The organism is Streptomyces sp. A 4/2, assembly GCF_940670765.1.
Classification (GTDB): domain Bacteria; phylum Actinomycetota; class Actinomycetes; order Streptomycetales; family Streptomycetaceae; genus Streptomyces.
Map to the genome: position 1 here is coordinate 37,214 of NZ_CALNVW010000044.1, position 25,366 is coordinate 62,579.

At 67.9% G+C, this 25,366-nt stretch carries 25 protein-coding genes and 4 pseudogenes; 22 read left to right on the forward strand and 7 right to left on the reverse strand.

From position 1 onward, the window contains the following. Positions 1-89: 89 nt before the first annotated feature. Positions 90-1,307: a hypothetical protein gene (locus tag NBY69_RS30245; protein ID WP_250305080.1), complete on the reverse strand. Its 1,218-nt coding sequence runs from the start codon at positions 1,305-1,307 to the stop codon at positions 90-92. Positions 1,308-1,541: 234 nt separating this feature from the next. On the opposite strand from NBY69_RS30245, the gene NBY69_RS30250 reads away from it, so the two are divergent. From NBY69_RS30250 to NBY69_RS30265, 4 genes and pseudogenes are all read left to right on the forward strand, one after another. Next, a complete protein-coding gene (locus tag NBY69_RS30250; protein WP_250305081.1) occupies positions 1,542-3,041 on the forward strand; it encodes an MFS transporter in 1,500 nt (499 codons plus the stop codon). 61 nt (positions 3,042-3,102) lie between these two features. Continuing rightward, the gene (locus NBY69_RS30255) at positions 3,103-3,753 is read left to right on the forward strand and encodes a TetR/AcrR family transcriptional regulator (protein ID WP_250305082.1); all 651 of its coding nucleotides are present in this window, start codon (positions 3,103-3,105) and stop codon (positions 3,751-3,753) included. Positions 3,754-3,916: 163 nt separating this feature from the next. After that, positions 3,917-4,075, forward strand: a complete 159-nt coding sequence (locus NBY69_RS30260; protein WP_250305083.1) for a hypothetical protein — start codon at positions 3,917-3,919, stop codon at positions 4,073-4,075. Positions 4,076-4,134: 59 nt separating this feature from the next. Beyond that, a pseudogene (locus NBY69_RS30265) lies at positions 4,135-4,786 on the forward strand (transposase); the annotation flags it as partial. A 176-nt stretch (positions 4,787-4,962) separates the two neighbouring features. Here the strand turns inward: NBY69_RS30265 and NBY69_RS37725 are convergent. Further along, positions 4,963-5,097, reverse strand: a complete 135-nt coding sequence (locus NBY69_RS37725; RefSeq protein ID WP_329164319.1) for a hypothetical protein — start codon at positions 5,095-5,097, stop codon at positions 4,963-4,965. Between the two features lie 59 nt (positions 5,098-5,156). Here NBY69_RS37725 and NBY69_RS30275 point away from each other — a divergent pair, with 59 nt between their 5' ends. Continuing rightward, positions 5,157-5,594 carry a universal stress protein gene (locus NBY69_RS30275; RefSeq protein ID WP_250305084.1) on the forward strand — a complete coding sequence of 146 codons (438 nt, stop codon included), beginning with the start codon at positions 5,157-5,159 and terminating at the stop codon, positions 5,592-5,594. A 192-nt stretch (positions 5,595-5,786) separates the two neighbouring features. Here the strand turns inward: NBY69_RS30275 and NBY69_RS30280 are convergent, their stop codons facing one another. After that, a complete protein-coding gene (locus tag NBY69_RS30280) occupies positions 5,787-6,818 on the reverse strand; it encodes a zinc-dependent alcohol dehydrogenase family protein (protein WP_250305085.1) in 1,032 nt (343 codons plus the stop codon). 312 nt (positions 6,819-7,130) lie between these two features. Between NBY69_RS30280 and ppk2 the strand changes: the two genes are divergently transcribed. The 3 genes and pseudogenes from ppk2 to NBY69_RS30295 all read left to right on the forward strand — a co-directional run bounded on the left by ppk2 (position 7,131) and on the right by NBY69_RS30295 (position 10,686). Continuing rightward, positions 7,131-7,949, forward strand: a complete 819-nt coding sequence (gene ppk2, locus NBY69_RS30285) for a polyphosphate kinase 2 (protein ID WP_250305086.1) — start codon at positions 7,131-7,133, stop codon at positions 7,947-7,949. Between the two features lie 35 nt (positions 7,950-7,984). Then, positions 7,985-8,086: pseudogene (locus NBY69_RS30290) on the forward strand (IS5/IS1182 family transposase); the annotation flags it as partial. A gap of 1,145 nt (positions 8,087-9,231) precedes the next feature. Beyond that, positions 9,232-10,686 (forward strand): transposase, encoded by a 1,455-nt coding sequence (locus tag NBY69_RS30295; RefSeq protein ID WP_250305087.1) that lies wholly within the window; start codon positions 9,232-9,234, stop codon positions 10,684-10,686. A gap of 91 nt (positions 10,687-10,777) precedes the next feature. Here the strand turns inward: NBY69_RS30295 and NBY69_RS30300 are convergent. Continuing rightward, positions 10,778-11,600 (reverse strand): annotated as a pseudogene (locus NBY69_RS30300) (IS5 family transposase). Positions 11,601-11,724: 124 nt separating this feature from the next. On the opposite strand from NBY69_RS30300, the pseudogene NBY69_RS30305 reads away from it, so the two are divergent. Beyond that, positions 11,725-11,851 (forward strand): annotated as a pseudogene (locus tag NBY69_RS30305) (GNAT family N-acetyltransferase); the annotation flags it as partial. A 57-nt stretch (positions 11,852-11,908) separates the two neighbouring features. Here NBY69_RS30305 and NBY69_RS30310 read toward each other — a convergent pair. After that, the gene (locus tag NBY69_RS30310) at positions 11,909-13,903 is read right to left on the reverse strand and encodes a hypothetical protein (protein WP_250305088.1); all 1,995 of its coding nucleotides are present in this window, start codon (positions 13,901-13,903) and stop codon (positions 11,909-11,911) included. Positions 13,904-14,263: 360 nt separating this feature from the next. Here NBY69_RS30310 and NBY69_RS30315 point away from each other — a divergent pair, with 360 nt between their 5' ends. The 13 genes from NBY69_RS30315 to NBY69_RS30375 all read left to right on the forward strand — a co-directional run bounded on the left by NBY69_RS30315 (position 14,264) and on the right by NBY69_RS30375 (position 23,523). Further along, a complete protein-coding gene (locus NBY69_RS30315) occupies positions 14,264-15,076 on the forward strand; it encodes a hypothetical protein (RefSeq protein WP_250305089.1) in 813 nt (270 codons plus the stop codon). Then, positions 15,073-15,411 carry a hypothetical protein gene (locus NBY69_RS30320; RefSeq protein ID WP_250305090.1) on the forward strand — a complete coding sequence of 113 codons (339 nt, stop codon included), beginning with the start codon at positions 15,073-15,075 and terminating at the stop codon, positions 15,409-15,411. Before NBY69_RS30315 ends, NBY69_RS30320 begins: the two co-directional genes overlap by 4 nt. Beyond that, on the forward strand, positions 15,408-16,001 hold the full coding sequence (locus NBY69_RS30325; protein ID WP_250305091.1) for a hypothetical protein: 594 nt from the start codon (positions 15,408-15,410) through the stop codon (positions 15,999-16,001). Before NBY69_RS30320 ends, NBY69_RS30325 begins: the two co-directional genes overlap by 4 nt. 35 nt (positions 16,002-16,036) lie before the next feature. Continuing rightward, the gene (locus tag NBY69_RS30330) at positions 16,037-16,381 is read left to right on the forward strand and encodes a hypothetical protein (RefSeq protein ID WP_250305092.1); all 345 of its coding nucleotides are present in this window, start codon (positions 16,037-16,039) and stop codon (positions 16,379-16,381) included. A 372-nt stretch (positions 16,382-16,753) separates the two neighbouring features. After that, positions 16,754-17,047: a hypothetical protein gene (locus NBY69_RS30335; protein WP_250305093.1), complete on the forward strand. Its 294-nt coding sequence runs from the start codon at positions 16,754-16,756 to the stop codon at positions 17,045-17,047. A 76-nt stretch (positions 17,048-17,123) separates the two neighbouring features. Next, complete coding sequence (locus tag NBY69_RS30340) at positions 17,124-17,465, forward strand: hypothetical protein (RefSeq protein ID WP_250305094.1); 342 nt, start codon at positions 17,124-17,126, stop codon at positions 17,463-17,465. Then, complete coding sequence (locus NBY69_RS30345) at positions 17,462-18,037, forward strand: DUF6262 family protein (RefSeq protein WP_250305095.1); 576 nt, start codon at positions 17,462-17,464, stop codon at positions 18,035-18,037. Before NBY69_RS30340 ends, NBY69_RS30345 begins: the two co-directional genes overlap by 4 nt. Before the next feature lie 83 nt (positions 18,038-18,120). Beyond that, entirely contained in the window at positions 18,121-18,531 is a 411-nt protein-coding gene (locus NBY69_RS30350; protein WP_250305096.1) for a hypothetical protein, read from the forward strand. A gap of 365 nt (positions 18,532-18,896) precedes the next feature. Next, positions 18,897-19,517: a hypothetical protein gene (locus NBY69_RS30355; RefSeq protein WP_250305113.1), complete on the forward strand. Its 621-nt coding sequence runs from the start codon at positions 18,897-18,899 to the stop codon at positions 19,515-19,517. After that, on the forward strand, positions 19,514-20,167 hold the full coding sequence (locus NBY69_RS30360; RefSeq protein WP_250305097.1) for a hypothetical protein: 654 nt from the start codon (positions 19,514-19,516) through the stop codon (positions 20,165-20,167). The genes NBY69_RS30355 and NBY69_RS30360 overlap by 4 nt, the downstream gene beginning before the upstream one ends. A 159-nt stretch (positions 20,168-20,326) precedes the next feature. Next, a protein-coding gene (locus NBY69_RS30365; protein ID WP_250305098.1) for an IS5 family transposase occupies positions 20,327-21,135 on the forward strand; the annotation gives its coding sequence in 2 pieces (ribosomal slippage) (positions 20,327-20,666 and positions 20,666-21,135; 810 coding nt in all). A gap of 98 nt (positions 21,136-21,233) precedes the next feature. Beyond that, positions 21,234-21,773: a hypothetical protein gene (locus tag NBY69_RS30370; RefSeq protein ID WP_250305099.1), complete on the forward strand. Its 540-nt coding sequence runs from the start codon at positions 21,234-21,236 to the stop codon at positions 21,771-21,773. A gap of 1,180 nt (positions 21,774-22,953) precedes the next feature. After that, a complete protein-coding gene (locus NBY69_RS30375; protein WP_250305100.1) occupies positions 22,954-23,523 on the forward strand; it encodes a suppressor of fused domain protein in 570 nt (189 codons plus the stop codon). 50 nt (positions 23,524-23,573) lie between these two features. Here NBY69_RS30375 and NBY69_RS30380 read toward each other — a convergent pair whose 3' ends face one another. Together NBY69_RS30380 and NBY69_RS30385 are read right to left on the reverse strand one after the other, a co-directional pair. After that, a complete protein-coding gene (locus NBY69_RS30380) occupies positions 23,574-24,218 on the reverse strand; it encodes a transposase (RefSeq protein ID WP_250305101.1) in 645 nt (214 codons plus the stop codon). Continuing rightward, complete coding sequence (locus NBY69_RS30385; RefSeq protein WP_308409514.1) at positions 24,106-25,176, reverse strand: ISL3 family transposase; 1,071 nt, start codon at positions 25,174-25,176, stop codon at positions 24,106-24,108. The genes NBY69_RS30380 and NBY69_RS30385 overlap by 113 nt, the downstream gene beginning before the upstream one ends. Positions 25,177-25,366: the final 190 nt, after the last annotated feature.

The following is a 25,366-nucleotide window of genomic DNA, read 5'->3' on the forward strand; positions in this document are numbered from 1 at the left end:
ACCTGGCCGCCTTCTCCCAGGGGCGCGGTATCCCACCTACAGCAGGTCCACCTCCGCGTCGACGTACCCGAACTCGCGGGCCATGTGCATCAGCGCCTCCCGCAGCAGGCTCTGGCGCTCCGCCCCCGGCCCATGGTCGGCGCGGCCGTGATGGTGACAGCCATCCGCGAGAGGGTGCCACCGTCGCTCGTGCCGAGCGACGCCAGGTCGACGAGCGAGTCCAGGGTCGGCAGGACGCCGTTGTCGGCGGGCTGTTCGCACGTGATCCGCAGTTCGGTGGTGGGCGGGGCGGCAAACGACAGCCCGGCTGGGTCACCGACAATGTCGGGCAGCAGCTCGGTAGCCGTCTCCCACGTGTTCAGCAGCACGGCCTGGACCTCTTCGAAGCCCAGCCGCGTGTCCCGGCCGGGGCCAACGGCTGCCGCCCACGCCTGCGGGTTCTCGATCAGAACGTCCGCGCAGGCGACCCCGGTGGACTCCATCGTGGTGGGCAGGGCGAGCATGACGGACGTCTTCAGGGCCGGGCCGCCGTCCGGTCCGGCGATCGTGCACGAGTAGCCGACGCAGCGGGCCGAGTTGCCGAAGGGCCCCCGTTCCCAGCGAGTGGCGGGCAGATTGGAGCCCCGGCGCTTGGACGGCATCGTCACCGCCCCGGCCACCGGGCTGTGCGGAAGCTGCTGCTCGAGCAGAGCGCGCCGGGGTTTGCTGATCTCCAGCCGGCCAGCCTTGGCCCAGGGCAGGTTCACCACGGCGCGCAGGTGCAGCGTCGGCGTTTGCCCGGCAGTCCAGTTCTCGGCCGACCGGCCCTGGTTGAGGCTGAAGCGGGGGAGCGGCTGCCACCGCCACACGCCGCGCTCCGAACACGTCAGGCGGCCCGCGCCCCACGATCCGCCGTCGAGGTCCACACTCCGTGAGTCGGCCGCGATCACCCACGGCGTGTCCATGCCCTCGGGCGGGCAGGGAAAGCCGATGGCCGCGAGTGGACCCTGGCCCGGTGCATGCCGACCGGCTTCGGCGATCGCCTGCCAGACGGGCGCGGCGACGGCGACCGGAGGACATCCGGCCACCAGACACAACACCCAGCCCGGCTCGCCGTCCCGCTCATGGTCTAGATCCTGCAGAGCGGCCGCGCCCTGCGCCCATGCCCCGCCGACAGGCCGTCCCAGTCCTGCTTCGGCCGATTGCTCGTAGGCCGCGCGCATCTCCCGCTTGCGGTCGGGCAGACGGGCGAACCGGCGGACATCGCTGTACGCCGAGTTTTTCGCGTACGCGTCGACGATCTCCTCGGCGCCCGGCTGACCGGGCAAATTTGAACGGAGCGCTCCGCTCCGATAGATTTACATTCACCGGCCGGGCGGCATGACACTCGCGGCGTGCGAGTACGGCGCACGCGGTTCACGCGCGGTCGTGACGCCTCCGCGTCTCCTGCCCAGCCGCCATCACATCGGCGCCCGGGACGGCGGCCGGACCTATGCCGGGCGTACCGCCCCCGCTCCCACGCGGCGTGCTGCCGCCGCCCTCAACCTCAGAAGGAGTCGTCAGTGGACGACAACAGAACCCAGCACCGTGGCGCGATGGCATCGCGACCGAACTTGGTGCTGGCGGCACTGCTTGCCGCGGTGGGCTGCTTCTCGCTAATGCAGACCCTGGTCATTCCCGCGATGTCCGTGCTCGCGCAACGCCTGCACACCGACACCGCCACGGCCGGATGGCTGATCACCGCATTCCTGCTCGGCGGGGCCGTCCTCACCCCCGTACTGAGCCTGCTCGGCGACAAGTACGGCCACCGACGACTCCTCGTGATCGTCCTGCTCATATTCCTCGCGAGCACCCTCGGGGGCACCGCCGCCCCGAACATCGGCTTCCTCATCGCGATGCGCGCGGTGCAAGGCGCCTCCATGGCCTCGCTCCCACTGGCCCTCGCCATCGTCCGCGAAGCGATGCCCCGGGAACGGATCGCCTCCAGTTTCGGCACCACCGCCGCCATGCTCGGCGGCGGCGCGGGCATCGGACTGGTCCTGGGCGCCCTGATCATCCAGCACACCTCGTGGCGCTGGATGTTCGGCGTCGAAGCGGTGTTCATCGCGCTGGCGACCCTCATGGTCATCGCCTGGGTGCCGGAAAGCCCGGAACGCCACAGCAAGCGCGTCGACGTGCCCGGGGCCGTTCTCCTGGCCGGCGGGCTCGTCGCCCTGCTCCTGGCGATCACCGAAGGCACGAAGTGGGGCTGGCTCTCCGCCGGAGTGCTGTCGCTCTTCGCGGCCGCCGTGGCGCTCTTCGCCGTACTCGGCGTGGTGTCGGCCCGCCGGTCCGACCCGATCCTCGACCTCCGGCACATCACCCATCTGCCGATGCTCGTCACCAACCTCGCGGCGCTGCTGATCGGTGTCGTGCCGTTCTTCTTCTACGTCCTGGTCCCGCAGCTGCTGCAGCTGCCCAACGGCCTGCCGCCTGCGCTCCGCCCGGCGGCCTCCTACGGAGGCGGCCTGACCATCGTCCAGGCCGCACTGCTGGTGCTGCCGAGTTCGGTCTGCGTCGTCCTGGCCGGGCGGACCGCGCACTGGCTGCGTGGGCGGCTCGGAGCCCGGGCACCCCTGGCCGCATGCATGACGCTGATGACGTCGGGAGCCGTGCTCACCGCGTTCTTCCACGGCTCCCCGACGCAGCTCGCGCTGTGGTTCTGCCTGATCGGCCTCGGTGCGGGCTACGGGTACGCAGCGCTCGCCGACCTGGTCGCGGCCCTCGTGCCGCGCCGCGAGATCGCCGCAGGCAACGGGCTGAACACCGTCATCCGGACGGTCGGCAGCGCCGTGGGCAGCCAGCTCTCCGTCGGCTTCCTGCAGACCTTCACCGTGGACGGCACGCCCGTGCCCGCCGAGAAGGCCTTCACGGTGGGTTTCTGGGTCGCCGCCGCGCTCGGCGCCCTCGGTATCCTGCTCGTCGGGGCCCTGCGCATCCGCCCGCACCACGAGGAGCCCACACCCGAGCCCACCGTGGCAGCACTGGCAGCACCGGTTCCCGTCCTCAGCAACCCACACTGACCCAGTCAGCCCGCCCATGTGGCAGCACCCGCGTTGACTGCCGCACCGAAGGAGCACGAGCATGCGCGCCGACCGCACCGAACCGCCCCGCGGACGCCAGAAGGAAGCCGACCGCAACGACGAGCGGATCCTGCGTGCGGCACGTGAAGTCTTCGCCGAACACGGCTGGGACGCCCCCGTCTCGGAGGTCGCCCGCCGTGCCGGCGTAGGCATGGGCAGTCTCTACCGGCGCTACCCCGCCAAAGAGGACTTGGCCCAGGCGCTGCGTGTGGAGGGCATGAACGACCTGGCATCCCTGGCCGGCACCGCCATGGCCGACCACCCCGACCCCTGGGCCGCACTCGTCGCCTTCCTGCGAGCAACGCTGTCCACCACCGGCACCGGCTCCCTCCTCCCTCTCATAGGGGGCCGCCTGCCAGCCACCGACGAAGTGGACGCCGCGGACGACTGCCTCCGGGCAGCACTCGACGTCCTGGTCGACGCCGCCCACCGGTCCGGCGCACTACGCCCGGACTTCAGCTCGGCAGACCTCCTGCTGCTGCTCGCTCACCTCAACGCCCGCCTGCCCACGACCACCGAGCGCGCGGTCGAACTGCACCTGCGCTACCTGGACCTCGTCCTGAGCGGTCTTCGCAACCCCGCGAACACCGGCATCCAATCGGTCGGCCCGCCCACCTGGGCGGAGCTGAGGGATCTCTGGAACGCCCCGTGACCCCGCTCAGCCCGCACTGACACCCAGCCAGACCCGCGCGGGCCTGGCCTGCCTGCGCGACATCATCTCCGAACGGGGCTGGCCGCCCCTGATCTGGACGAAGAAGGACGGCTACCGGTTCTGCACCGACACCGCCGAGCTCCAGGCATACGAACTCGGGTTCGTGAGGGAGGAGCTGACGGAGATCCGCCGGTTCATCACCGCCGTCGTCGGCCCGCACGCCGTTCTCCAGCCGAAGGGACGGTGGATCAAGCACCTGAACACCCAGCTCAGCTCGGTCGAGTCCACGCTCGACATCATCTCCGACTTCATCGACACCTGACCGGGTTGGGAGACGGCGCGGCCGTTCCCCAACTCCCGTCTCTGGAAGGGAGGTTCGAGTTGTCCCGGAGCCGCTGCTACCCCTCCGACACCTTCCCCGACGAATGGGCCCTCATCGAACCCCTTCTCCCGCCGCCGGCCTGCGAGTCCCCCAAAGGGGGACGCCCTGAGAAGCACTCTCGCCGCGAGATCGTCGACGCGATCCGCTACGTCGTCGACACCGGCTGCAAAGGGCCTGCCGCTGTTCGTCATGGTCACCCCGGTCGGCATGACCGATCGCGAAGCGGCCAAGGAAGTGCTGTTCCGGCTGCGGCTGATGTACCCCGAGATCACGATCGTCTGGGCCGATTCCGGTTACGCCGGACAGCTGGTGACTTGTGCGAAGAAACATCTGGACCTGACGCTCAAGACCATCAGTCGGCCGAAGGACGCCGTCGGGTTCGTCATCCTGCCTTGTCGGTGGGTCGTCCAGAGGTCGCTGGCGTGGATCATGCATGCCCGCCGTCATGCCCGCGACTACGAACGGCTCATCCAGCACTCGGAATCGTTGATCACCTGGGCCGCGATCACGCTGATGACCAGGCGCATCACCCGGCGGTCCTCCCGAAGGAGCGGACAGCCCGCCTCCCGCGAGGCCAACCGGGACTGATCGTTCTCAAGTTCACGGTCGGCAACTTCACCCGGACCGGCCCAGAGTCCCGTCCAGGAACCCACTTTCCCACGAATTCCTGCCTCAGGAGCGGGCAGTGAAAGATGGCCACCGATCGGCGGCCCACTCGGGCCCACTTGGCCAATCAGGAGGCGGGGGGCCAATCTCATCCCCATCGAGTTCTTCTGCGGCAACCGGCTCCTCGAACAGCATCCTCCAGTTCAAGAGGTCCGCCTCGTTCATCGGGAAGGTCTGATCCGGAGTGAGCGCCTGGCGACGGGCAACGGAATCATCCACTCATCAGGCGTCAGCCGAAGCGCGTTGTGCTCCTTGGCCAGCTGGCGAGCCCTCGTGGTCTTCCCTGCCCCCGGCATCCCTACGACGGGCCGTCAGGGTGGTCCGACGGCATCGGCGGGACGAACAGGGTGGGGTCGTGGTCGGGTTGGGGCGCAGCACCGCATTCCTCGAGGTTCTGGACTACGCCTTCGGCGAGGCACGCCGGCGTGACAGGGGTGTGGCGGTGGTGCATGCGTGGATTTGCCCGCGTACCGAGAGCGCCACGGCCCACACCGGGCAGTACGACGAGGCGCGCGACGCCCATCGTCGTCAGGCTCAGCAGTGGCTTGACGGGACGGTCGCCGGGGCCGCCGAGCGTCACGAAGGCGTCCCCGTCCGTAGCTATGCGGTGGAGGGGCCGGCCGGCGATGTCCTCGCGGAGGCCAGTCGGGAGGCAGGATTGTTGGTGATCGGTGGACACTCCCGGCATGCGGGGACGGCCGGACAACTGAAAAACGTCGGTCATCGGGTGCTCCATCGCGCTGGCTCCATCGCGCCGGCTGCACCGTCACAATCGTTCCGGTCGAAGACGTGATCGCTTGTGGGCGCCGTCGTACGGACGTCCATGTTGCCCACAAAGCCAAGGGGCCTGAGTGGGGCTCGGTGAAAATCGCAGGCGACGTCGAACCGTCCTCGCCGGTGATGCCACCCGCGGGTGAGACCGGGGGGCCACCGGTTCACCACCCACCGGGCAGCGCCTGATGGCCCGATCTGCCCGGAAGCCGGCTCAGTCGGGAACGAGCACGGCGGCACCGTGGACACGGTCGGCCGCCAGGTCGGCGAGCGCCAGATCTGCCTGGCTCAGCGGGTAGGGGCTCACGGTGACCTGGATACCGATGCGTTCGGCCAGGGCCAGGAAGTCACGGCCGTCCTGCCGGGTGTTGGACGTGACGCTGCACAGATTCCGCTCCTGAAAGAGGTGGCGCTGGTAGTTGAGTACCGGAACGTCGGTGAGGTGGATCCCGGCGATCGCAAGCGTGCCGGAGCGGTCCAGCGCCTCCAGCGCCACCGGCACCAGGTCGCCCACGGGGGCGAACAGGATCGCTGAGTCCAGGGGCTCGGGAGGGAGGTCGTACGCCTCGCCCGCGGAAGCTGCACCGAGTTCCAGCGCAAGCGTGCGTGCCTGCGCCGACCGCGTCAGCACATGGACGGTGGCCCCCTCGGCCATGGCCACCTGGGCCGCCAGATGGGCCGATGCCCCGAAGCCGTAGATACCCAACCGCCCGCCTTGGGGCAGTGCGCTGCGACGAAGCGCACGATAGCCGATGATCCCGGCGCACAGGAGCGGTGCCAGCGCAGTGGCATCCGGAGCTTCCGGGAGGGAGTACGCGAAGGCTGCTGGCACCAAGGCCAGTTCGGCAAAGCCACCGTCCGCGTCCCACCCGGTGTAGGTGGACCCGGGACACAGGTTCTCCCTGCCGGACCGGCAGTAGCGGCACCTCTGGCAGGTGCCACGAAGCCACGCCCCGCCCGCTCGGTCACCGGTACGGAACGAGGTCACTGCTTCGCCCACGGCGACCACCCGGCCAACGATTTCATGGCCGGGCACGGTCGATGGCCGGCGCGGCAGGAGGTCCCCCTCAGCCAGATGAAGGTCCGTTCGGCAGACACCGCAGGCCTCCACCCGCAGCAGCAGATCACCTGGGCCCGGGACGGGTGTTGGCTTTCGGCTGCGGATCAGAGGACCACCGCTGATCGGCCCCGGTGTCTCGACGGTCCAGCCACTCTGTACCTCCGCGGCGGAGGCGGCGAACGTCATGACTCAACTGTGCGGTGGCTGCCGGCCGGGGGCAAACGGGGGCCGGTGGTGTCGGGACCTCTTCACCGGGCGGGTGAAAACGCGTCAGCCACGCCGTGCTCGGCTTCGCTGTCCGAGCGTGGGTTCAGTGAAACGCGTCCGTCGTTCCCGCTCTGCCAAGGGATACACCGCACACACGTACAGAACGGACGAGCCTTGTTGACGGGCGGGGTCTCTCGTAACTGGGAGACCTGTGTCTGAAGGCGAGCTTCACGGACCCCGTTCGGCCCTCCTGCCTGAGCCAGGGACGGCAATCCTTCGTAGGGTCGTCCCATGGCGGAGTCACCGGGCAACGGGAAGCGTGCACGTTTGCCGCGACCCGTATACGAGCGGGAGCTGCACCGGCTTCAGACTGAGCTGGTACAGCTACAGGAGTGGGTGCGTGCCGAGGGCGCCCGGCTCGTGGTGGTCTTCGAGGGGCGCGACGCGGCCGGCAAGGGAAGCGCGATCAAACGTGTCACCCGGTATCTGAATCCCCGGGCGGCCCGGATCGTGGCACTTCCCCGGCCCACCGAGCGTGAGCGGACTCAGTGGTACTTCCAGCGCTACATGGAGCACCTGCCCGCGGCCGGCGAGATGGTCCTGTTCGACCGCAGCTGGTACAACCGGGCCGGCGTCGAAAGGGTCATGGGCTTCTGCACCCCCTCCGAGTACCAACTGTTTCTACGGCAGTGCCCGGCTTTCGAGCGGATGCTGGTGGAGGACGGGATCCTGCTGCGCAAATACTGGTTCTCGGTGAGCGACGAGGAGCAGGAGCGGCGTTTCCGGCGCCGGCTCAAGGACCCGACCCGCCGCTGGAAGCTCTCCCCCATCGACCTCGAGTCGCTGACCCGGTGGGAGGACTACTCACGCGCCAAGGACGAGATGTTCGTGCACACGGACATCTCGGAGTCACCGTGGTACGTCGTGGAAAGCGATGACAAACGCCGGGCCCGGCTGAACATGATCGCCCATCTGCTGTCCACCATGCCCTATTACAACGTCACCCCGGCGGCCCTCACGCTGCCTCCCCGGCCGCCGGCCACCGGCTATCAGCGGCCGCCCCGGGACCTGCAGACGTACGTACCCGATCACGCGGCCGGGCTGGAATAGCGCCTGCTCCCACCCTCAAGTGACCCGTGGGAATACTGCCGCAGGAGCTGGGCTTCGGTTCGGGCATGACGTGGTGGCGGCGGCTTGTCGCGTGGAACGAGGACACCGGCTGGTACCGGCTCCACGTAGATCTCCTTGTCCAGGTCGGGGAGAAAGAACGTCGCCTCGACATCGTCGTGCGAAAAGCCCCGGGGGGCTGGGTGGGGACTTTCTGCCTGCCTGTCCGGCGGCAACGCCTGCGCTTCGACTGCCCTGCTGGCGCCCTCTCAACCAAAGCCTGGCCATCTGGGAAGACGCGGCACCGACCGCGATGCATACCCTGCGTCAGGTCCCCAAGAAGGTGAGTTCCGGACCGGCAGTCAGCTCGCTTTCCGGGCAGGACAGGTGATGCATCTATGCACTACTTTTCGTGGCTACCGCTGGGCTCTGCCGTGTAACTCGGTTGGAAATGACTGCCCTGAGCGGCGACTGCCCTTGCCTGAGCCATCCCGAGAGGGTTCTCGCTGACAGTCGCATCGGAAGCCCTGCGAGCAAGGCAAGAGTCACTTCTCCCCGCTCTGGAGAGACAGGTCAACGGGCACGACTGAATCAGCTTGATCCAGTCGACTGTTCCAGGAGCTTGGCCCACTGGGGGCTGTCTGTTGCCCGGGCACAGAGACCGGATCGCTTTCAGTCCCTCCTCTTCAGTCCCTGCGTAAAACGCAAGGTCAGAGGACATGTGGGGCCTGCTTCAGGGACTGAAGGGACTCAAATCCTGAGTTATAACGCCACTACGTGTGCGGGTGTACGCAGGCACGTGAAACCTGTCCCACTCGTCCTACTGGCTTATGGAGACTGGCTCATAATGAGAGATTTGAGTCCCTTCAGTCCCTTCCGAGCTAGTCGTCCTGCTCTGACCTGCAGGTACGCCGAGGGACTGAAGGGAGGGGCTGATGCCCGCGTTCCGTCCCTCGGCCCCTGTCGAGATGGCTGGCAGAGATTGCACCCCGTGTAGAACCGAAGACCCCATGAGCCGCGCCCCGCGCGCTCGCGGGAGGTTCCACGCTGCGATGGTGGTGTTCCAGACCCTGAAGAAATCGGTATGTAACGTCTGATTTCGATGTGTTGGAGGGTGTGAAGGGAGACCAGGAGGGACTGAAGGGACCAGGAATCAGATACGGCGCGCGGCGGAAGCTGCCAGCCAACGGGAGATACGCGCTCTAGCTTGACTCTGTCGGGGATCTTGGAGTTTCCCAGTGGGCCAGCATGATCAGCGGGCATGCTCGGATGGTTCCGATGACCGATGCAGCTGTCGAGGTGCCCGTTGTCCCTGCGCCCGCGTTCCGGTGAGCACGTACCGTCTCTGACCGCGCGGATCGCGCGGGCGAGCAACCCGGGTGGTACGACGGCGATATGGGTGCGCGATCGGCTGGACGGACTGTGGTGCGACGAGGACTTCGCCGACTGGTACCCACGTGACGGACGTCCGGGACTCTCGCCTGCTCAACTGGCCACCGTCTGCGTGCTGCAGTTCCTGCTCGGCCTGTCGGACCGGCAGGCCGCCGAGGCGGTCCGCTGCCGCATCGACTTCAAGTACACGATGGCCACGGAGCTGGACGACCCCGGCTTCCACCACAGTGTGCTGGCCGATTTCCGCGACCGTCTCGCCGAAGATGACCGTGCTGACCGACTCCTCGACCTCGCGCTGGCCCGCCTCAAGGAGGCCGGACTGGTGCGCGAGCGCACCACGCAGCGAACCGACTCCACCCACGTCCTGGCCTTGGTGCGGGACCTGACCCGCCTGGAGCTGATCACCGAGGCGGTCCGCGCCGCACTGGAAGAAGTTGCCGGCACAACCCCTCACCTGCTGGACGAGCTGGTCGACGAGGACTGGGGACGCCGCTACGGGCGGCCAGTCCGCCTGGGCAAGAACCCCACCAAGCCCAAGACCAGGATCTTTGCCACCGGAAACGATGCCGTCCGGCTCCTGGAACACCTCTACCAGCACGGAGCGGGCCGCGCGTCCGGCCCTCGCGTCCAGGCCCTGCGCCAGATCATCGTGCAGAACTACCACCATGACGCCGCAGGACACCTGCGCTGGCGCACCGCCGAATCGGAAGGCGGGCCCGGGCTGCCGCCCTCGTCCCGGGCGGTCGTCTCTCCCTACGACACCTCGGCCCGCTACGCGCGCCATGGACACATCATCAGCTGGAAGGGGTTCTCCGCTCACCTGACGGAGACCTGTGCTCCCGACAGCCCCAACGTGATCACGGACGTGGCCACCACCGCAGCCACCACACACGACAGCAAGGTCCTGCCCGGCATCCACACACGCCTGGCCCGTCGCTGCCTGCAGCCCGCCGAGCATCTCGTCGACAGCGGCTACACCTCCCTGCCCCACCTGGAACAAGTCGCCCGAGAACACAAGGTCACCGCCACCGGACCACGGCCAGGCAACCCCACCCGCCAGCAGCAACAGACGCCCGAGTGGAAGACGCGCTATGCGGTCCGCTCCGGTGTGGAGGGCACGGTCAACGAGTTCGCCCACGGACACGGCATGCGACGCTGCCGCTACCGCGGACAGGGAAAAGCCCCCATCCAACACGTCCTGACGGCCATCGCCGTCAACATCGAGCGCCTCAGCAGATTGCCACCGGCTGAGGAAGCACCTGCACCCCGCCGACCGACTGCCTTCCAGAACTACCTCGACCAGCGCGAGCTACCCCGACCGAAATCCTGGCGAACCCTGCGCACCTGACCTCGACAGCTCCAAGATCCCCGACAGAGTCAAGCTAGATGTATTGATCACGAGCGTTGTTGACACGGGGGTCTTGATCTAAGAAGTCATCTCAATTGGTGAGTCTGCGGTAGCAGATGAGGGTGCAGGCGATACTGGTGAAGGCGAGGAAGTGGTCGGCTTTGCGTTCGTAGCGTCGGTGGAGTCGGCGGCAGCCGGCGAGCCAGGACTGGCGAGCCAGGACATGGTGCGGTCGACAGTCCAGCGGTGGCGGCCAAGTCGCTGCGTAGACTCGATCCCTTTGCGTGCGATGCGTTGTTGGATGCCGCGCTCACGTAACCATCGCCGCAGGTGGCGATAGTCGTAGCCCTTGTCGGCGTGGAGCTTGGCGGGCCTGCGCCGGCGAGGGCCGCGGCGGGACCGGATCGGCGGTATGCCCTTCACGAGTGGGATCAGCGCCTGGCTGTCGTGGACGGTGGCACCGGAAATCCCGACGGACAAGGGCAGACTGGTCCGCTCTGTGATCAGGTGGATCTTCGACCCGTACTTACCCCGGTCGACAGGATCCGGACCTGTCAGATCCCCCTTTTCAGAGCCCGCATATTCACTGAGTCAATCGCACACCGGGACCAGTCCAGGTCACCGCGGGAGCCCAGTTCATCGAGGACCAGACGGTGCAGCTTGGCCCACACCCGGGCCCTCGTCCACTCGGTGAACCGGCGGTGAGCCGTAGCCCCCGACGGACCGAACGCTGCCGAGGGCACCTGCTGCCACGTGCATCCCGACGTCGCCACGAACACGATCGCGGCCAGCACCTCGCGGTCACTGTGACGGCGCCGACCGCCACCCTGAGGCCGCGACGGCGCCTCTGGCACCACCCGCTGAAACAGCTCCCACAACTCTTCCGGCACCAGCCGTTCAACAATCCCCACCATGGTCAACAGAGTACCGAGCCAATTGAGATGGCTTCTAAACCAGATCTTGAGCCGAAGCAAGATAGTTGTCACACAGGCACGCTTGTTGTCACGGGCAGGGCTGCTCGGCGTGTGCAGTGGGCCCAGGGCCGTGGCGTCCGCAGCAGTGGCCCATGCCCTCGATGCCGGGTTGCTTCCGCAGTGGAGAGCACGGCCCTATCCATCACGGCCCTGTCGCTGCAGCTCTGGGGTTCCACGAACTGGGCGCCTAGCTCAGCGTTCGGCTTGGTAACGTCCTCCTGCTGTCGGCACCGGCCACTGGTCGATCGTCACGGCAGGGCGAGGACGTCGTCGATCGCGGACCGGATCTCCTCGTGCTGAATGAAGGCCCGGTAGTCCCGGTACGTCGACAGCCGCTGGTCGGATCCCCGCACCGTACGCAAGGTTGCGCGTGCCGCCGGAGAGACCGTGCCGATCCTGGCGAGGGCGCGCAGCGCGTCGAGGAAGAAGCCGTAGGCGTCGCCGCCATCGGCGACGGGAAGGAGATACTCCTCCAGGACGGATCCACTCGGCTCCGGATCGCCAGTGATCGACCACAGCGCGACCGCCGCGCGCAGCCGCAGCCAACTGTCACCGTGCTCCATGACACGCCGCACCCGGTCGGCGTAGCGCGCGGCCGCCGGTCCGAAATCGCCGAGGAGGCCGACCGGGCCGTAAAGCGGCCCCTCCTCAGTCAGCACCGCCTCGCCGATGAGCTGCAGCGCCGCGTCGCGGTCGGCGCCCAGGCGCCAGGCTGCCCACGCCGCCTTGTGATGGTTGCCGGGGGAGTCGAGGACTGTGCAGCGGCGCACGGCGGGCTCGGCTGACTTTGCAGCTGGCCCCATCGCCACCAGCGCATCGACTGCGTGCAACGAGTACCGGGTGTCGTCCAGCAGGGCCACCACTTCCGGCAGCGCGGGCGCCGCGGCCGGCCCCCACGCTTTGAGGACTTCCAAGAAGCAGCAAGTCAGCGAGCCGCCCACGTCGTCATCCCGGAGCAGCTTCCGCACCGCGGGCAGCAGGTCCTCCGCGTGCGCCCGTAGCGGGGTCAGGACGTCCTCGACCGCTGGCAGGTGTGGGTCGCCCGAGACGTACCCGCGGGAGTACTGGCCCCGGTACGGCGCGTACAGTCGCTCGACCAGCCCCGGCAGGGCGCGCTCGTCGCCGATGCGGGTCAGCGCCCAGCGGGCGTGGTCGCCGATGGTGCCCTCAAGAAACTTGGCCTCGCCCGGGTCGTCGATGAGGGCGGCCAACTCGTCGGCGTACGGAGCCGCACGCGAACCGAGCACGGCCAGCAGGTGGGCCGCCCGGTACCTTACGCCGTCGTCCGGCTCGGCGAGCAACGCGCCCGCGAGCGGCAACAGCGATGATGCCGCGGACGGCCGGACCATCAACAGCTGCCATCCCTCGTCCAGCGCGGCGCGGCACAGCAGGGTGTCCCCGTTCCGGCGCGCCGCGCCGATGAGCCGGACGACGAAGGCGAGTGCCGTCCGTGGCGCACCCTCGAACAAGTGGGCCGTCCAGGAGATGACATCCTCACGGGTGAAGGCACTGTCGATATCAGGCACGTACCAGACCGCCGCGAACTGCGGACGCACGGCCGGGTCGGACAGGACCGCCACCAGCAGGTCCAGTTCACGGACCGACGCCTGGGGATCGAACGCGGCCTGGGCGTGCACGGCCGCGACCCGCATGACGGGGCCGTCCGTACGCAACGCCTCGGCCACCACCGCCCGCACCCGGTGCACCGGCCCGGCTTCGGCGGAGTCGGCTGCGGCGGTCCCCAGCGCGAGCAGCACAGGCAGCCGCACCGTCGGGTCCGTCTCGGCGTGCCACCGCTCCAGCAGCACGCCGATCCCCTCTCCGAGGGGAAGGGCTTCCCTCCGTACCTCGGGCAGGGGATCCGCGAGCAGCGCCCGGATCCGGGGATGCTGGGCCCGCCATGCCTCATGCCACCCCGCGTCCACCAGGCCCGGGTCGGCTTCGGCCGCCGCCTTGGATAAACTCGCCAACAGCTGGACCAGCGTGGCCCGGGCGCCCATGTCCGGATCGTCGGCGAGTGCAACGACGAACGGCAGCGCGGCGGTTGCGACGGAGGCCACGCGTCCGGTGCTCAGCGCGAAGCAGTCGAACAGGGGATAGCAGTCTTCCTCGGTCGCTGCACCGCCCTTGAGCGCCAGGCGACGCAGCGCTCGCCGCATCTCCTTGGCCGGGTGTTGCCCGAGCGCCGACTCCAGCCGCTCCCACGGCACATCGTCCAGCGTCTCAAGCACTATGCCTGCCACTCATACCCCCCGTGACCTCGCGAATCGGCTCCCCGACGGACATCCTGTCATCGGAGGGCGGCCTTTGCAGGATCGCTGGACCGGCTGCCCGTCTGCCCTCTCGGTGCCGTCCGCAAAGCCAACGCGACGCTCTACGAGATTGAGTGGTGACAACTGACCTGCTTTGAGCGGGCTGGTGACAAGTAGCTTGCTTCTCCAATGACAACTACGGTGCCTCGTCCACGGGAGTCCGCAGGCTGGCGTGGTCCGGGGGTGACAACAACCGTGCGTCGGCACAGATCTGCGGGCCGCCGTACAGCGCTCTGGCAGTGGCCCGCTCCGAATCCGTCCCACGAATACGAGGCCGAAGATGACCAGGATGTGGCCGCTCGGCGACGGCACCCGTCGACCGCCCGCCCCGCGCGTTGCCTCGCCCCGAGAGCCGGTCGACCCCGCCCGCATCGGCCGTCGCGTCGTACGGCGCCGGGCGAACGGCATGGACGCCGGTGCCATCGCGGCGGCCCTCGATGCCGCCCGGTTCGGTTCGACGCCCGACAGGCTTCCCGGCACGAGGACCTGGCCGACGACGCCCGCGGCCCGACGGAGCTCGCGGAGTGGGAACGCATCGACCAGCTGCTCGCCGCCGCGCCCGCGGGCACCGTCTACGACCCGGACTCCGACGACGTCGCCCAGGCCGAGCTCGCCGCCGACGCCGCGGCCGCCGCCGCCCGGGAAGCCGAGCTGCGCGAAGCGATGCGGATCACGGCCCGCGCCGACGAGCTCCAGGCGCTGCGCGAGCTCGGCACCCTGGAGCGGACCGAGCCCCGCGACGGCGACGAAGCCGTCCGTGACGAACTCACCCGGCGAGCCGGCGGGTACGTCCAGGCCGACGTCGACGCCTGGCTCGCGCACGTACTGGCCGCGCACCTCGGGCACTACCGCGACCCGGCCGCCCGCGAGGAAGCAACCGGCCTTCTGACGCCGCCGGTCCTCGCGCACGCCGCGCTGCTCGCCGAACTCGCCCGCCTGGCCCCCGGCGCCGACGTCGACGAGCTGGCGTTCACGGCCCGGATCGCCAGCACCGAGCCCGAAGCCGCTGGCGCGCTCGCCGCGTTCCTCACCCGCGTCGAAGGAACCCAGGCCGTCGACCCGCCGGCGCCTGCATCTTCCCGCCGCGAGATCATGCCAACGTGACCCCTTGGATCCGCGCCTACGACGACGAGAGCGACACCTGGTCGTACATCGAACTCGACGACAACGGAGGGGCGCTACGGCAGGTCGACCTGCAAGGACCTCAGCGCCGGCCCGTGGCTGCGGCTTCCCTGACGGAGGTCATCGAGGTCCGGGACCACGCCGACCTCGCGGCGATGACCACCTACGAGCGGACGTATGGAGTCCTCGCGGAGGGCAGTCTGCACGGGTGGCAAGACTTTGACGGCCCTACCGAGATCACCGAGCATGAATTTGAGTCGACCTGGGCCGCTGTGCGAGAGACCCTCGACGCGAATCGCACCGAGGAGACGAGTTGATCACGGAGTACCAGCAGAAGCTGCGCGAGCGCTACCTCGCCGCCCCCGTCATGCCGGCCCCGGAGCCATGGCAGCCGGTACTTGACCGCAGAACCCCCATCGGCGGCCTGCTCGGCATCGGCTTCGCAGTCCACCCCGACAGCGGGCACGACCTCGTCATGGTCGTCTCCAGCGACGGCCACGGGCTCTTCACCGCGGTCACCGGCGAGAAGATCGCCCGCGACCGGGACCCCAACCCCGACATCAGCACCCCCGACGCCCACCCAGACCTCACCTGCCCCGGTCTCGGGCCGATCGAAGGCACCCAGGTCCGCATCGCCGGTATCTTCGGCGGCGGCCTCCACAGCACCACCCCCGACGGCTGGACCCTGGACGTCGTCAGCCCAGAATGGCCCCACGACCGCGTCATCCTCTCCGCAGACGGCGGGACCCACAAAGGCCCAGCAGGAGAGGCATGGTGGCACGTCTTCCACTCGGAGTACTCAGAACTTCGCACCGCCGGATTCTCACCCTCCGGCCTCACCCTGGCCGTCGCCACCAGCAGCGACCTCACTCTCTGGACCCGCCAGCGGCTCCACTACAACGACTGAGTGGAGCTCCGGCACCAAGGGCAGGAAGGGGGCAGATGAACCGGGCAGCCCTGGCCGAGATGCTCAACGAACAGACCGCAGCCTGCGAACCGGCGAAGGCAGCACTTCTCGGCGGAGGCGACTTCGTCATCTGGGACGGCAATGTCCCCGGTCAGCAACTTGCCAGCATCTACGCCGCTCGCCACCGGCGCGCAAGGAAACGGGGCACCGAGACACTCGCCTTGTCAGCCACCGTCGACATTCGCACCCAGTACGGCACCACGCCGTTGCGAATCGGCTGCATCTTCGCGCGCGACAGATCCTGGGCCTTCATGCTCTTCCTCGCCAAGGATGCCAGCGTCGTCTTGGCCTGCACGGGAGTCCGCCAAGTTGGCCCATGACAGTTGTCCTGCTCAGCCGACACCGGCTACATGCCTAACGTCCCTCACGCTGCCAGATCAACCCGACCTGCAGAGAACACGCCGCAACCCGAGATAGTGCCGGTCGTCGTCGCGTACATCGAGGTCTGACCCGCGAAGGAGCCGCAGTGCCGTCCATCGTCCAGGAGCTCACCGGCCACCGCGACCTCGGAGGGCTCCGCGTCCTGCTGGACTGCCCCTTCAAGGCCACCGTGCTCTGCCAAGGCTCCGCACAGGTCTCCGGGCCGGGCGCGGGCTGGCTCGCGTACCTGTGCCCCGTCCACACCGTGGACCTGGACGGCTGGCCCGGCATCGCGGACCACCCGGACGACGACACGAACCCGTGCGGGCACCGTGTTCGACTACCGCTCCGGGGAAGAACGGCTTCAGTCGCACGCCGACCTCTGGCTCACACGGCTGACCGGAGTCGACCCGGCTGAGTACGGCGGTGTGTGGTCTGAGGTCCTGGACCAGGCCCACCGCGCGCTGCGAGCCCAGATCGAAGAGGCCGCGGCCTCCGGCGAGGACAGCCCGCTGCGGAACCTGCTGCCGTCGATCGCGTCGGCCCGGCGGTCTGCGGCCAAGGGCGACTTCGAGGTGGCGGCAACAGGGCTCGGGCACTGCGAGACCTTCGCTCAGTACCTGTAGCTGCTGCTCGATAAAGCCAGTCGTCGATGGCGGCGCCTGCCCCTGGAACCTCGACTGCCACAACTGCGACAAGTTCGTGCTGTCCGGCGCTGACCTGCTCTACTGGCGGCGCAAGCGCGAGCAGTGGCGGCTGCTGGCCGAGGGCGCCCCGGACGACGCCACCGCCGACTACCTCCACCGCTACGTCGAGCCCACAGCCCGCGCCATCGACGGCCTGGAAAAGGCCCTGGCCGGCCTCGGCCTCCTCGACGACGCCCTCGCTCTGGACCTGCGCAAACCCCAGGACTACTTCCACCGCGTGTGGTCCACCGTCTTCCGCGCCGCCGACCTCGTCGACGCGGGCAGCGAGGGCGAGGAGGGCGAGTACAGCGATACCTGCACAGGCGAGGACGTCGACCCTGAACAGGACGTCGCATGACGAGCGCCGCCGTCCCCGAGCCCCGCACGGCCGCTGCCCTGGCAGCCCGCCGCTGCAAGACCGAGACCCCCCTCCAACGGGTCCACGAGGCCATCACCCGCCTCCGCCGTGAGAGGGCCCGGGTCAGCGTTGCTGCCGTCGCCCGTCGCGCGGATGTCTCCCGCACCTTCCTCTACGACAATCCTGAGGCTAGAGCCGCAGTCGCCTCCGCTACGGCCGACGCCGGAGACCGCCGGTCCCGGACGCTCACCGACCAGGACGACGAGCGCGAGGCGACCTGGCGTGAGCGCGCACTCAACGCTGAGGACGCCCTCAAGGCTGCTCACGCCGAGATCCTCGCCCAGCGCACCCGCATCGGCGAACTACTCGGCCAGCTCCGCGACTTGCAGGCCGAATGGACCGAGGAAGCCATCCAGCGGATCACCACCGAGAACACCACACTCAAGCAGCGAGTCCGCCAGCTCACCACCGACAACCGCACCCTCGACGAACGGCTCAAGGCCGCCCGCTCCAACCTCCGCTTCCAAGACCGGCGCGTCGCCGACCTCGAAGCCCAGATCGCGGGCACCTGACAACCCGGGGACCGCTCAGTCCGGTCCCGTGACCAGGGGAAACCCGTGGTCACCGGACCGTTCCGTATGCCAGGCTCCAGCATATGGAGCCCCACAACAAACAGGCCGCAGGCGAGGTTCTGCATCAACGCGGCTGGCGCAAGGCATTCACCGTCCAAGAGATGGTCGACAAGTGGGCCTGGCTCGTGGGCAAAGTCGATGACGGTTACAGCGACCTGGTCGACGAGTACACCAACGACCTCTACAGCCGGAACTGGCTGCACGAGGCATGGCCGATCCTCACTGAGCGCGAGATCGTCCTATGGACCCCGCAGATCAAAGCCCTCGACGACCGCTTTCGGGCTGCCACCGTCTTCGACGACGGCATCGCGTTGTCGCAGTTCCACCGGATCAGTGGCTTCGACCCCATCGACATGTGGTGGTGGCGGCGCCACCCTCGCCTGCTCGTCGGCGATCTCGGCCGCTCGCTCCGCTCGGCAGGCGCCACCGACTGATCCTCGGCAGCACAACGCATGAGAGTCCGCCGAGCCATGGTCGCCACCCGGATCACTCGGACGAGCGACAGCATCGACCCCAACTCGGCGTCACGGACATGTAGTCTATGAATTGCCGCAGGTCAGAGCCGAATCACGAGCTCCCGCGGTCGGTAAACTCAACGAGGCGTTTGCCACCGGTGATCCCCTCAAGCTGATGCGGCTTTTCGGGGTCACCGCGCAGACCGCCATGCGCTATGTCAGCGCCGCCTGCCCGGAGCGCACCGCGAAACTGACCAGGTAGCGGGCCCCGTTCCCAGCCCGATGCCAGCTGAAAGCCCGTGGCGGTGTAGCAGTGGGTCCGGCATCATCCCCATGTGATTGTGATGCAACCCGTTCTGGAGATCTCCGCAGCCGACGACTTCGCGCTCTGGCCTGTTCGCGAGCACGAGTCATATGGCTACCTCGTGCTGAACGGGGAGCTCACTCCGGCGGAGGTCGGCACGGCGGTTATGCAGATCGCCGACTGCAACGACTTCGAGCCGGAGGAGGAGCACGGGCCGTGCCCGACCGACCCGCTCGGCACCTTCCTGCACGGCTTGCTCACCATGCCTGACTTGTTCGCTGCCGGCGGCTTCCGGGTGATCGACAACGCCACCGACATCGTCTTCGTCGAGCCGGGCTGCTGCAACGGCCTGGAGACCTGGCGCGACTGGCTGGAGGTGCTCAACGGCACCGGCTGCTTCTACTTCGGCCACGATCCGTCCTCGATGGCCGAACGACTTGGCGACATCGTCCGGCTGACGCTCGACGCCCACGAGACGGACAGCAGCCCGGTGATCGAGCTGTCGGTAGACCAGATACGCACGCTCGTCACCGGCGTCCAGCAGGATGTGCAGGACTTCCTCAGCCTTGCCGAAACCTGGGCTGAGCAACACCTGCCGGCACACGCTGCCGCCGTCACTGCCGCCCTGGCACGGGCACTGGACATGGTGCCTACACCATGACCAGCTTCCTGACCCACCGAGCGCGCGTGTACGACGCCCGGCTCCCCCTCCACCGGCGGCACAGCGCGTTGCGCACTTGCCTCACCGTTTTTGCTCCTTACGGCTTGCGGGCGACATACCACCACCTCACGCTCAGCGCCGCGATCCCCCGTCGGTTGGAGGCGGACCCGGATGCGCTGGCGCGGGCGGTGGAGGAACTGCACGAGGCGCGGGTGCTATGGCTCGTGCGGGCAGACGGGTACGCCGCGCAGCGCCGGGCGGAGAAGCAGGCTGGGCGGCGGGCTGTACCGAACCCTCGGCCGTGGTGGCTGCAGAGCTGGCGGGAAAGCCCCGACCGTGCCTGGTTCGAAGACCCGTTTCGCCACCCGTCGCTGCGACTGTCCGAGTACGTCCGGCGGCAGAACGCGATTTTGGACGGTGCCGAGCTGCCCGGCTGCCCGGCTTGCGGGGATGAGGGACCACGAGTGCTGAACTCGACCGGGCACGGTTGGGTCGAGCTGTGCGGTAGGTGCGCGCGGGCGCTGGCGCCATGTCCGTGCGGGCAGCGGCACCGGTTCGTGCCGGAGACCCCGTTCAACTGGAACGAAATCTGGCAACGGGCGCACATGAGCGACGACGGCACGCCGAACCCACATTGGCCTGCCGGTTAGCCAGTTGGATCGGCAGCACTGCGAACGCTCGGAAAATCAGATCCCGGCAGCTTCGCCGGCACCCGCGTGCGGGACCGCCGCAGCTATTAACTGATCGCGTCAGAATGAACTTTGTCTGGCGGGTTGTCAGTTGGGTGGTGCGTCGGCAGGATCTGCTGTGTGCCTGCTGATCTCGTACCTGATGGCCTGTGGGAACGCGTTGTCCCGCTATTGCCGGTTCGTCCGCCCCGGCGCCACCGGTATCCCGGCCGGTTGCCGACGGATGACCGTGCCGCGCTTCGGGGCATCGTCTATGTGTTGCGCACGGGTGTGAGCTGGCGGGATGTCCCCGGGGAACAGATCGGCTGCAGCGGAGTGACGGCCTGGAGGCGTCTGCGGGACTGGACCGAAGCGGGGATATGGCCCCGCCTCCACGAGGTCCTGTTGGCAGAACTCCGCAAGGGCGGCCTACTGGAGATGGACGATGCCGCGATCGACGGCTCGCACGTCAGGGCGCTCAAAGGGGGGATCACACCGGACCTTCGCCGGTCGACCGTGCACGCCCGGGGAGCAAGCACCACATCATCGTCGACCGGTACGGAACCCCACTCGCCGTCTCTCTGACCGGCGGAAACCGTCACGACGTCACCCAGCTCATGCCTCTGCTGAACAAGATTCCCCACATCCGGGGCCTGCGCGGCCGGTCCCGCCACCGGCCCCGGCAACTGTTCGCCGACCGCGGCTACGACTACGACAAATACCGCCGCCTGGTCCGGGCTCGCGGGATCACACCGAAGATCGCCCGCCGCGGGGCCCCGCACGGCTCCGGCCTGGGCAAGACCCGCTGGGTGGTCGAGCGCACCTTCGCCTGGCTTCACCAGTTCAAACGACTCCGCATCCGCTACGAGATACGCGCCGACCTCCACCTCGGTCTGCTCCAACTCGCCTGCAGCATCATCTGCTTGAGACGACTCCGAACCTCATTCTGAAACCATCAGTTAAGACGTACTACGTCGTGAAGAACGGGCTCGGCAGGTGCACCAGTTGCTCCGGTCGAGCCCTGTCGAACGAGGAAGCCCGTCGTCGGATGGTGGAAGCCGGAGTCGAGCCCCTGGCACCGTACAGCGGAAGCCGACGGGGTGCATGGAAGTCGCGCTGCCGCGAGTGCCGGTCCATCCTTGATCCGGGCCCCTCGCTGGCGAACATAGAGCGGGGTCAGGGTGGTTGTGGCAACTGTGCCACCTACGGCTTCAACCCGACGGCCCCCGCATATGTCTACCTCCTCGGGCACGAGAGCCTCCGCGCGCTGAAGTGGGGGATCGCGAACAGCGAGCGTCGCATCATCAACCATGGGTATGGCGGCTGGGCGGTGCTTGCACGTTGGAACTCCGCGACGGGCACTGAAGCACGCGCGGTCGAGCGTCAGATCAAGCAATGGGCCAAGGACAAAGGGCTCCGTCCTGCCGTCGCCGCCTCAGACATGCGCTACCGCGGCTACTCCGAGACGGTCTCACTCGCCCAGGTGCCGCTGGACACGGTGTGGTGTCAAATCGTGAAGATCGCCGAGCGTGAGCCGGACGTCGTGCAGCCCGCCGCCATCAAGTCTCTTCAGTTCGGCTCCAGATGATTTTCATCCCACGAGCCGGATCCGTTGAGCCAATGGCTCCAAGGCTTCCTTGACTACCTGGGGGAGGTCGACCGGTGGGCCGAGAACCCCGTGTCCAGTCTGTGATCCGTGGGACCATGCCGGGAATTACCGAGGCCCTATGGGTCCCCAGCGAAGACTGCGAGTTCTGCGGAGAGCCCGCGATCGAGTTGCTCTAGCTCCCCCGGGAGACCCCACAGGCCCCGATCCCTCCCCGGTTGCCGGTCTGCGTGAAACCTGCTCGGTGACTGCCTTCAGCACTGCCTGAAGTCATGGGCCAGGAGTTTCATCTCCTCGCCCCAGATGGTCACGTTGTCGCCTTTGCGGCCGAACTCCTCTCGGGCCAGGCGGTAGAACCCCGCACCGGGCTCCCCCCTTCTCCTTCAGCACGACCATGGCAGAGAGCATCGCCTTCGAGCCGTCCGTGCTCTCCTGGTGGGAGACGTCGGCCAAGAGATGATCCATCTCCACGCTGTGTGCCGGGATGTTATGGCCCTCGTCCTCCAGGAGCTTGCTCAGCTTCCCGTACTGGATCGGCCAGTCCCCGTTACGGGCCCGCTACAGCAGGATCTCTGCCATGGCCTCCTGGGCCGCCTCGTACTCAGATGTCCCTCGCCTCACGGCCTCCTCCTCAGATTCGACAGGGGCGCCAGAGTAGCGAGATCGAGCTGGCAAGAGGGGTTCGATTGCGGCCCTTGCGATTCGACCGTTACCTGCGGGGTCCTGATCTGAACGATCCGGGGGGCGTTGCGTCGACTCGTTTTCGTCTGTGCCGCGGCCGTCGTTGTGTTTACCTCCGCCTGCTCCTCCTCGACCTGATCATGCTCGGTGCCGCCTGGCAGTGTTGGCGTGTTCACTTCCTGAGGAACGAGTTCTCCGTGACTCCCAAGGGATGCGGGGATGGTCCCCAGGCCGATGCGTACGCGCTGCTCGCCATGGGGTGCTCCCCGCGTGACGCGGGGATGGTTCCCGTCCGGCAGCGACGGAAGCGACCGACGCGCCGTGTTCCCCGCGTGATGCGCGGATGGTTTCCGGTTTTGTCTCGCGTGTGGCTGCGTAGGTTAGAAGCGGGTTCTGGCTCACCTTCTGTGGACCCGTTGCACACCGTTCCTGGTGCTGCCCCGATGGCGTCCGCGTGTGGGTGATCGTGCAGGCTGGTTATATGGACAGTCGCGTAGAGAAGTACCTCGCCCATCTTGATCGGCTCTCCGGGGGGCTTGAGCCGAGGTTCTTCCCTGTTGAGTCGTCCAAACCCGGGCTTCGTGGTGTGACGGAGGTCGTGTACGAGGACCTGCCGGACGGGCTTCTCACGGCGCTCACCTACGGCTTGTCGCTGGCAGAACATCCGGACTGGCAGCATGGCTCGCCGGAGCTCTGTCTCAGCGTGAACTCGACCAACGTGATCTGGGCCCACGCAGTGGGCTTCCTTGCCGAGCAGCTCCGTGGCACCTGTCCCTTCAGCTACGGCAGCACCATCGATTTCGGCGAGCGAATCGTGCCGGAGTCGGAGATGACGGCATTCTGCGTGTTTACGCCTATGGTCCTCGAAAGAGACGACTGCCTGGGCATCGACGTTGGCGTTCCGGGACACGCGGGTTACGACGTGATCAACATCCAAGGGATGTACCCCATCCACGAGGTGGAGCGGCAGTTCATCAACGAGCACGGGCTTGAAGCCTTTTGGAAGAGCGATTGGGAGCCCACTGACGTGCTGCGTCGCCCCGCAATCTGATGTGGGGAGGGCGGCTGCCCTGGCCTGGATGACTCATTTGATGGACAACATCAGGCGAGCAGGACTCGTTTTCGCAGGAGTGCGAAGCCGGCTCGGCCGAACATCTGGCGCTTGAGCATTTTGATCCGGTTGACATGCCCTTCGACGACACCTGAGTTCCACGGAAGAGTGAGGCCGGCGATGACGGCGTCACGGTCGCGGTCGATGCCCGCGGCAAGCGTGTGGAGGCTGGGGAGGCCGTCCTGTCGCACGACGTCGAGCCAGCCCGGCAGTCGCTCGCCCTGGCGCTCGGTGAGCATGGTCGCGAAGGACCGGACGCGCCTGGTGAGCGCGTCGATCTCGGGGCAGTTGGCCCGGACGTTCTTCAGATGGAGGTGTTCGGTCTCGGAGAGGGTTTCTGGGCGGCGGAGGACCCATCCGGCGACGACACGAGGCGAGGGCGGCCGGGCTGTAACGGGCCGCGGCGAGGTGCGTTTCAGGCGGAGGTAGGCGCGAACGCGCTGGTAGCTGCCCTGATAGCCGAGCGGCACGATCTCTTCCCACAGTTTCCAGGCGTTGGTGAAGCCCTCGTTCCAGCGGTCGTCAAGGTATGTCTTGTACTTGTCGAGGACCGAGGTCCGGGCCTGCCACGGGCCGGTGAAGAGGTCTTCCGGCCTGGCGGCGTCCGCGTACCGTTTGACGGTTCGGCTTGTCATTGCCGAGCTGCCTCTGGATCGCGCGGCGGCTGTGCCCTGCCTTCACCAGGTCATGGATCGTGACATGCATAGTCCGGGTTCGGTCGGCGAACCGGTGGCTGGTCGGCCGCGGCGAGCCGGACGACTCCTCCGCAGGGTCGGACTCCGTCTCGGGGGTTCCAGGTGTCTCAGGAACCAGGACGCGCAGACATTGGCGGTGCTGGGCGATGCTCCGCTCGGCGGCCTCGCTGAGGTTGTGCCAGAGGCGCCACCGGTCCGCGACCTGCACGGCCTGCGGGGCGCCGACGGCGGCGCCCTCGGCGAAGAACGGCGCACGGTCACGGCACACCACCTCGATTCCTGGCCGCTGGGCCAGCCAAGCGGCCAGGCTCGAGGACTCCCGGTCGGGCAGCAGGTCGACGGGCCGGCGGGTTTCGACGTCCACGAGGACAGTTCCGTAGTAGCGGCCCTTGCGGGTGGCGTACTCGTCGACGCCGAGCACGCGCGGAGCGGGCACTTCCGGTTCGGGAAGTGCGTCGACCAGCCGCAGGACCGTGCTGCGGCTGACCGGCGCACCGAATATGTTGGCCAGGCGGGCGCCGGCCCGACCCGCGAGGGCGAGACCGATCGCGGCCAGGGTCGAGCAGAGCCGCTCGGTCCGCTGGCCGTGCCTTCGGGTCAGGCCGGGTATCTGCTCGACGAACGTGCGACGTCCACACTCGGCGTTCCGGCAGGTGAACCGGCGGACCCGCAGCCGGAGTACGACGCTTCGTCCCCCGCTCGGAACATCAGCGGGAAACCGAACGTAGGAGCCGTGAACCCGGGCGGACCACGCTCCACAACCCGGACACGGGGCGCCCGCGGCGGTGCACCGCACATCAACACGCACTATCGCGATATTCACGTCTACCGACAACACCGCGACGTCCGCGATCGACGGGAACAACAACTCGTCCAGCCGGAGCAAGATCTTATTCACAGTTCCGAACTGTCGGCCCAGTCACTTCTGCCACTGCTCGTTTTGAGGCAACTTTCCGAGACCCCACGGAGAGTTCAGCCGCTACTCGCAGTGCATAGATCACACAACCTGAGCCAGAACCTCAGAACGGACAGCAGATGTTCACCACTTCGGTAGGCACTGCGCGTGGAGGTTGTTCGATTCGCTATGG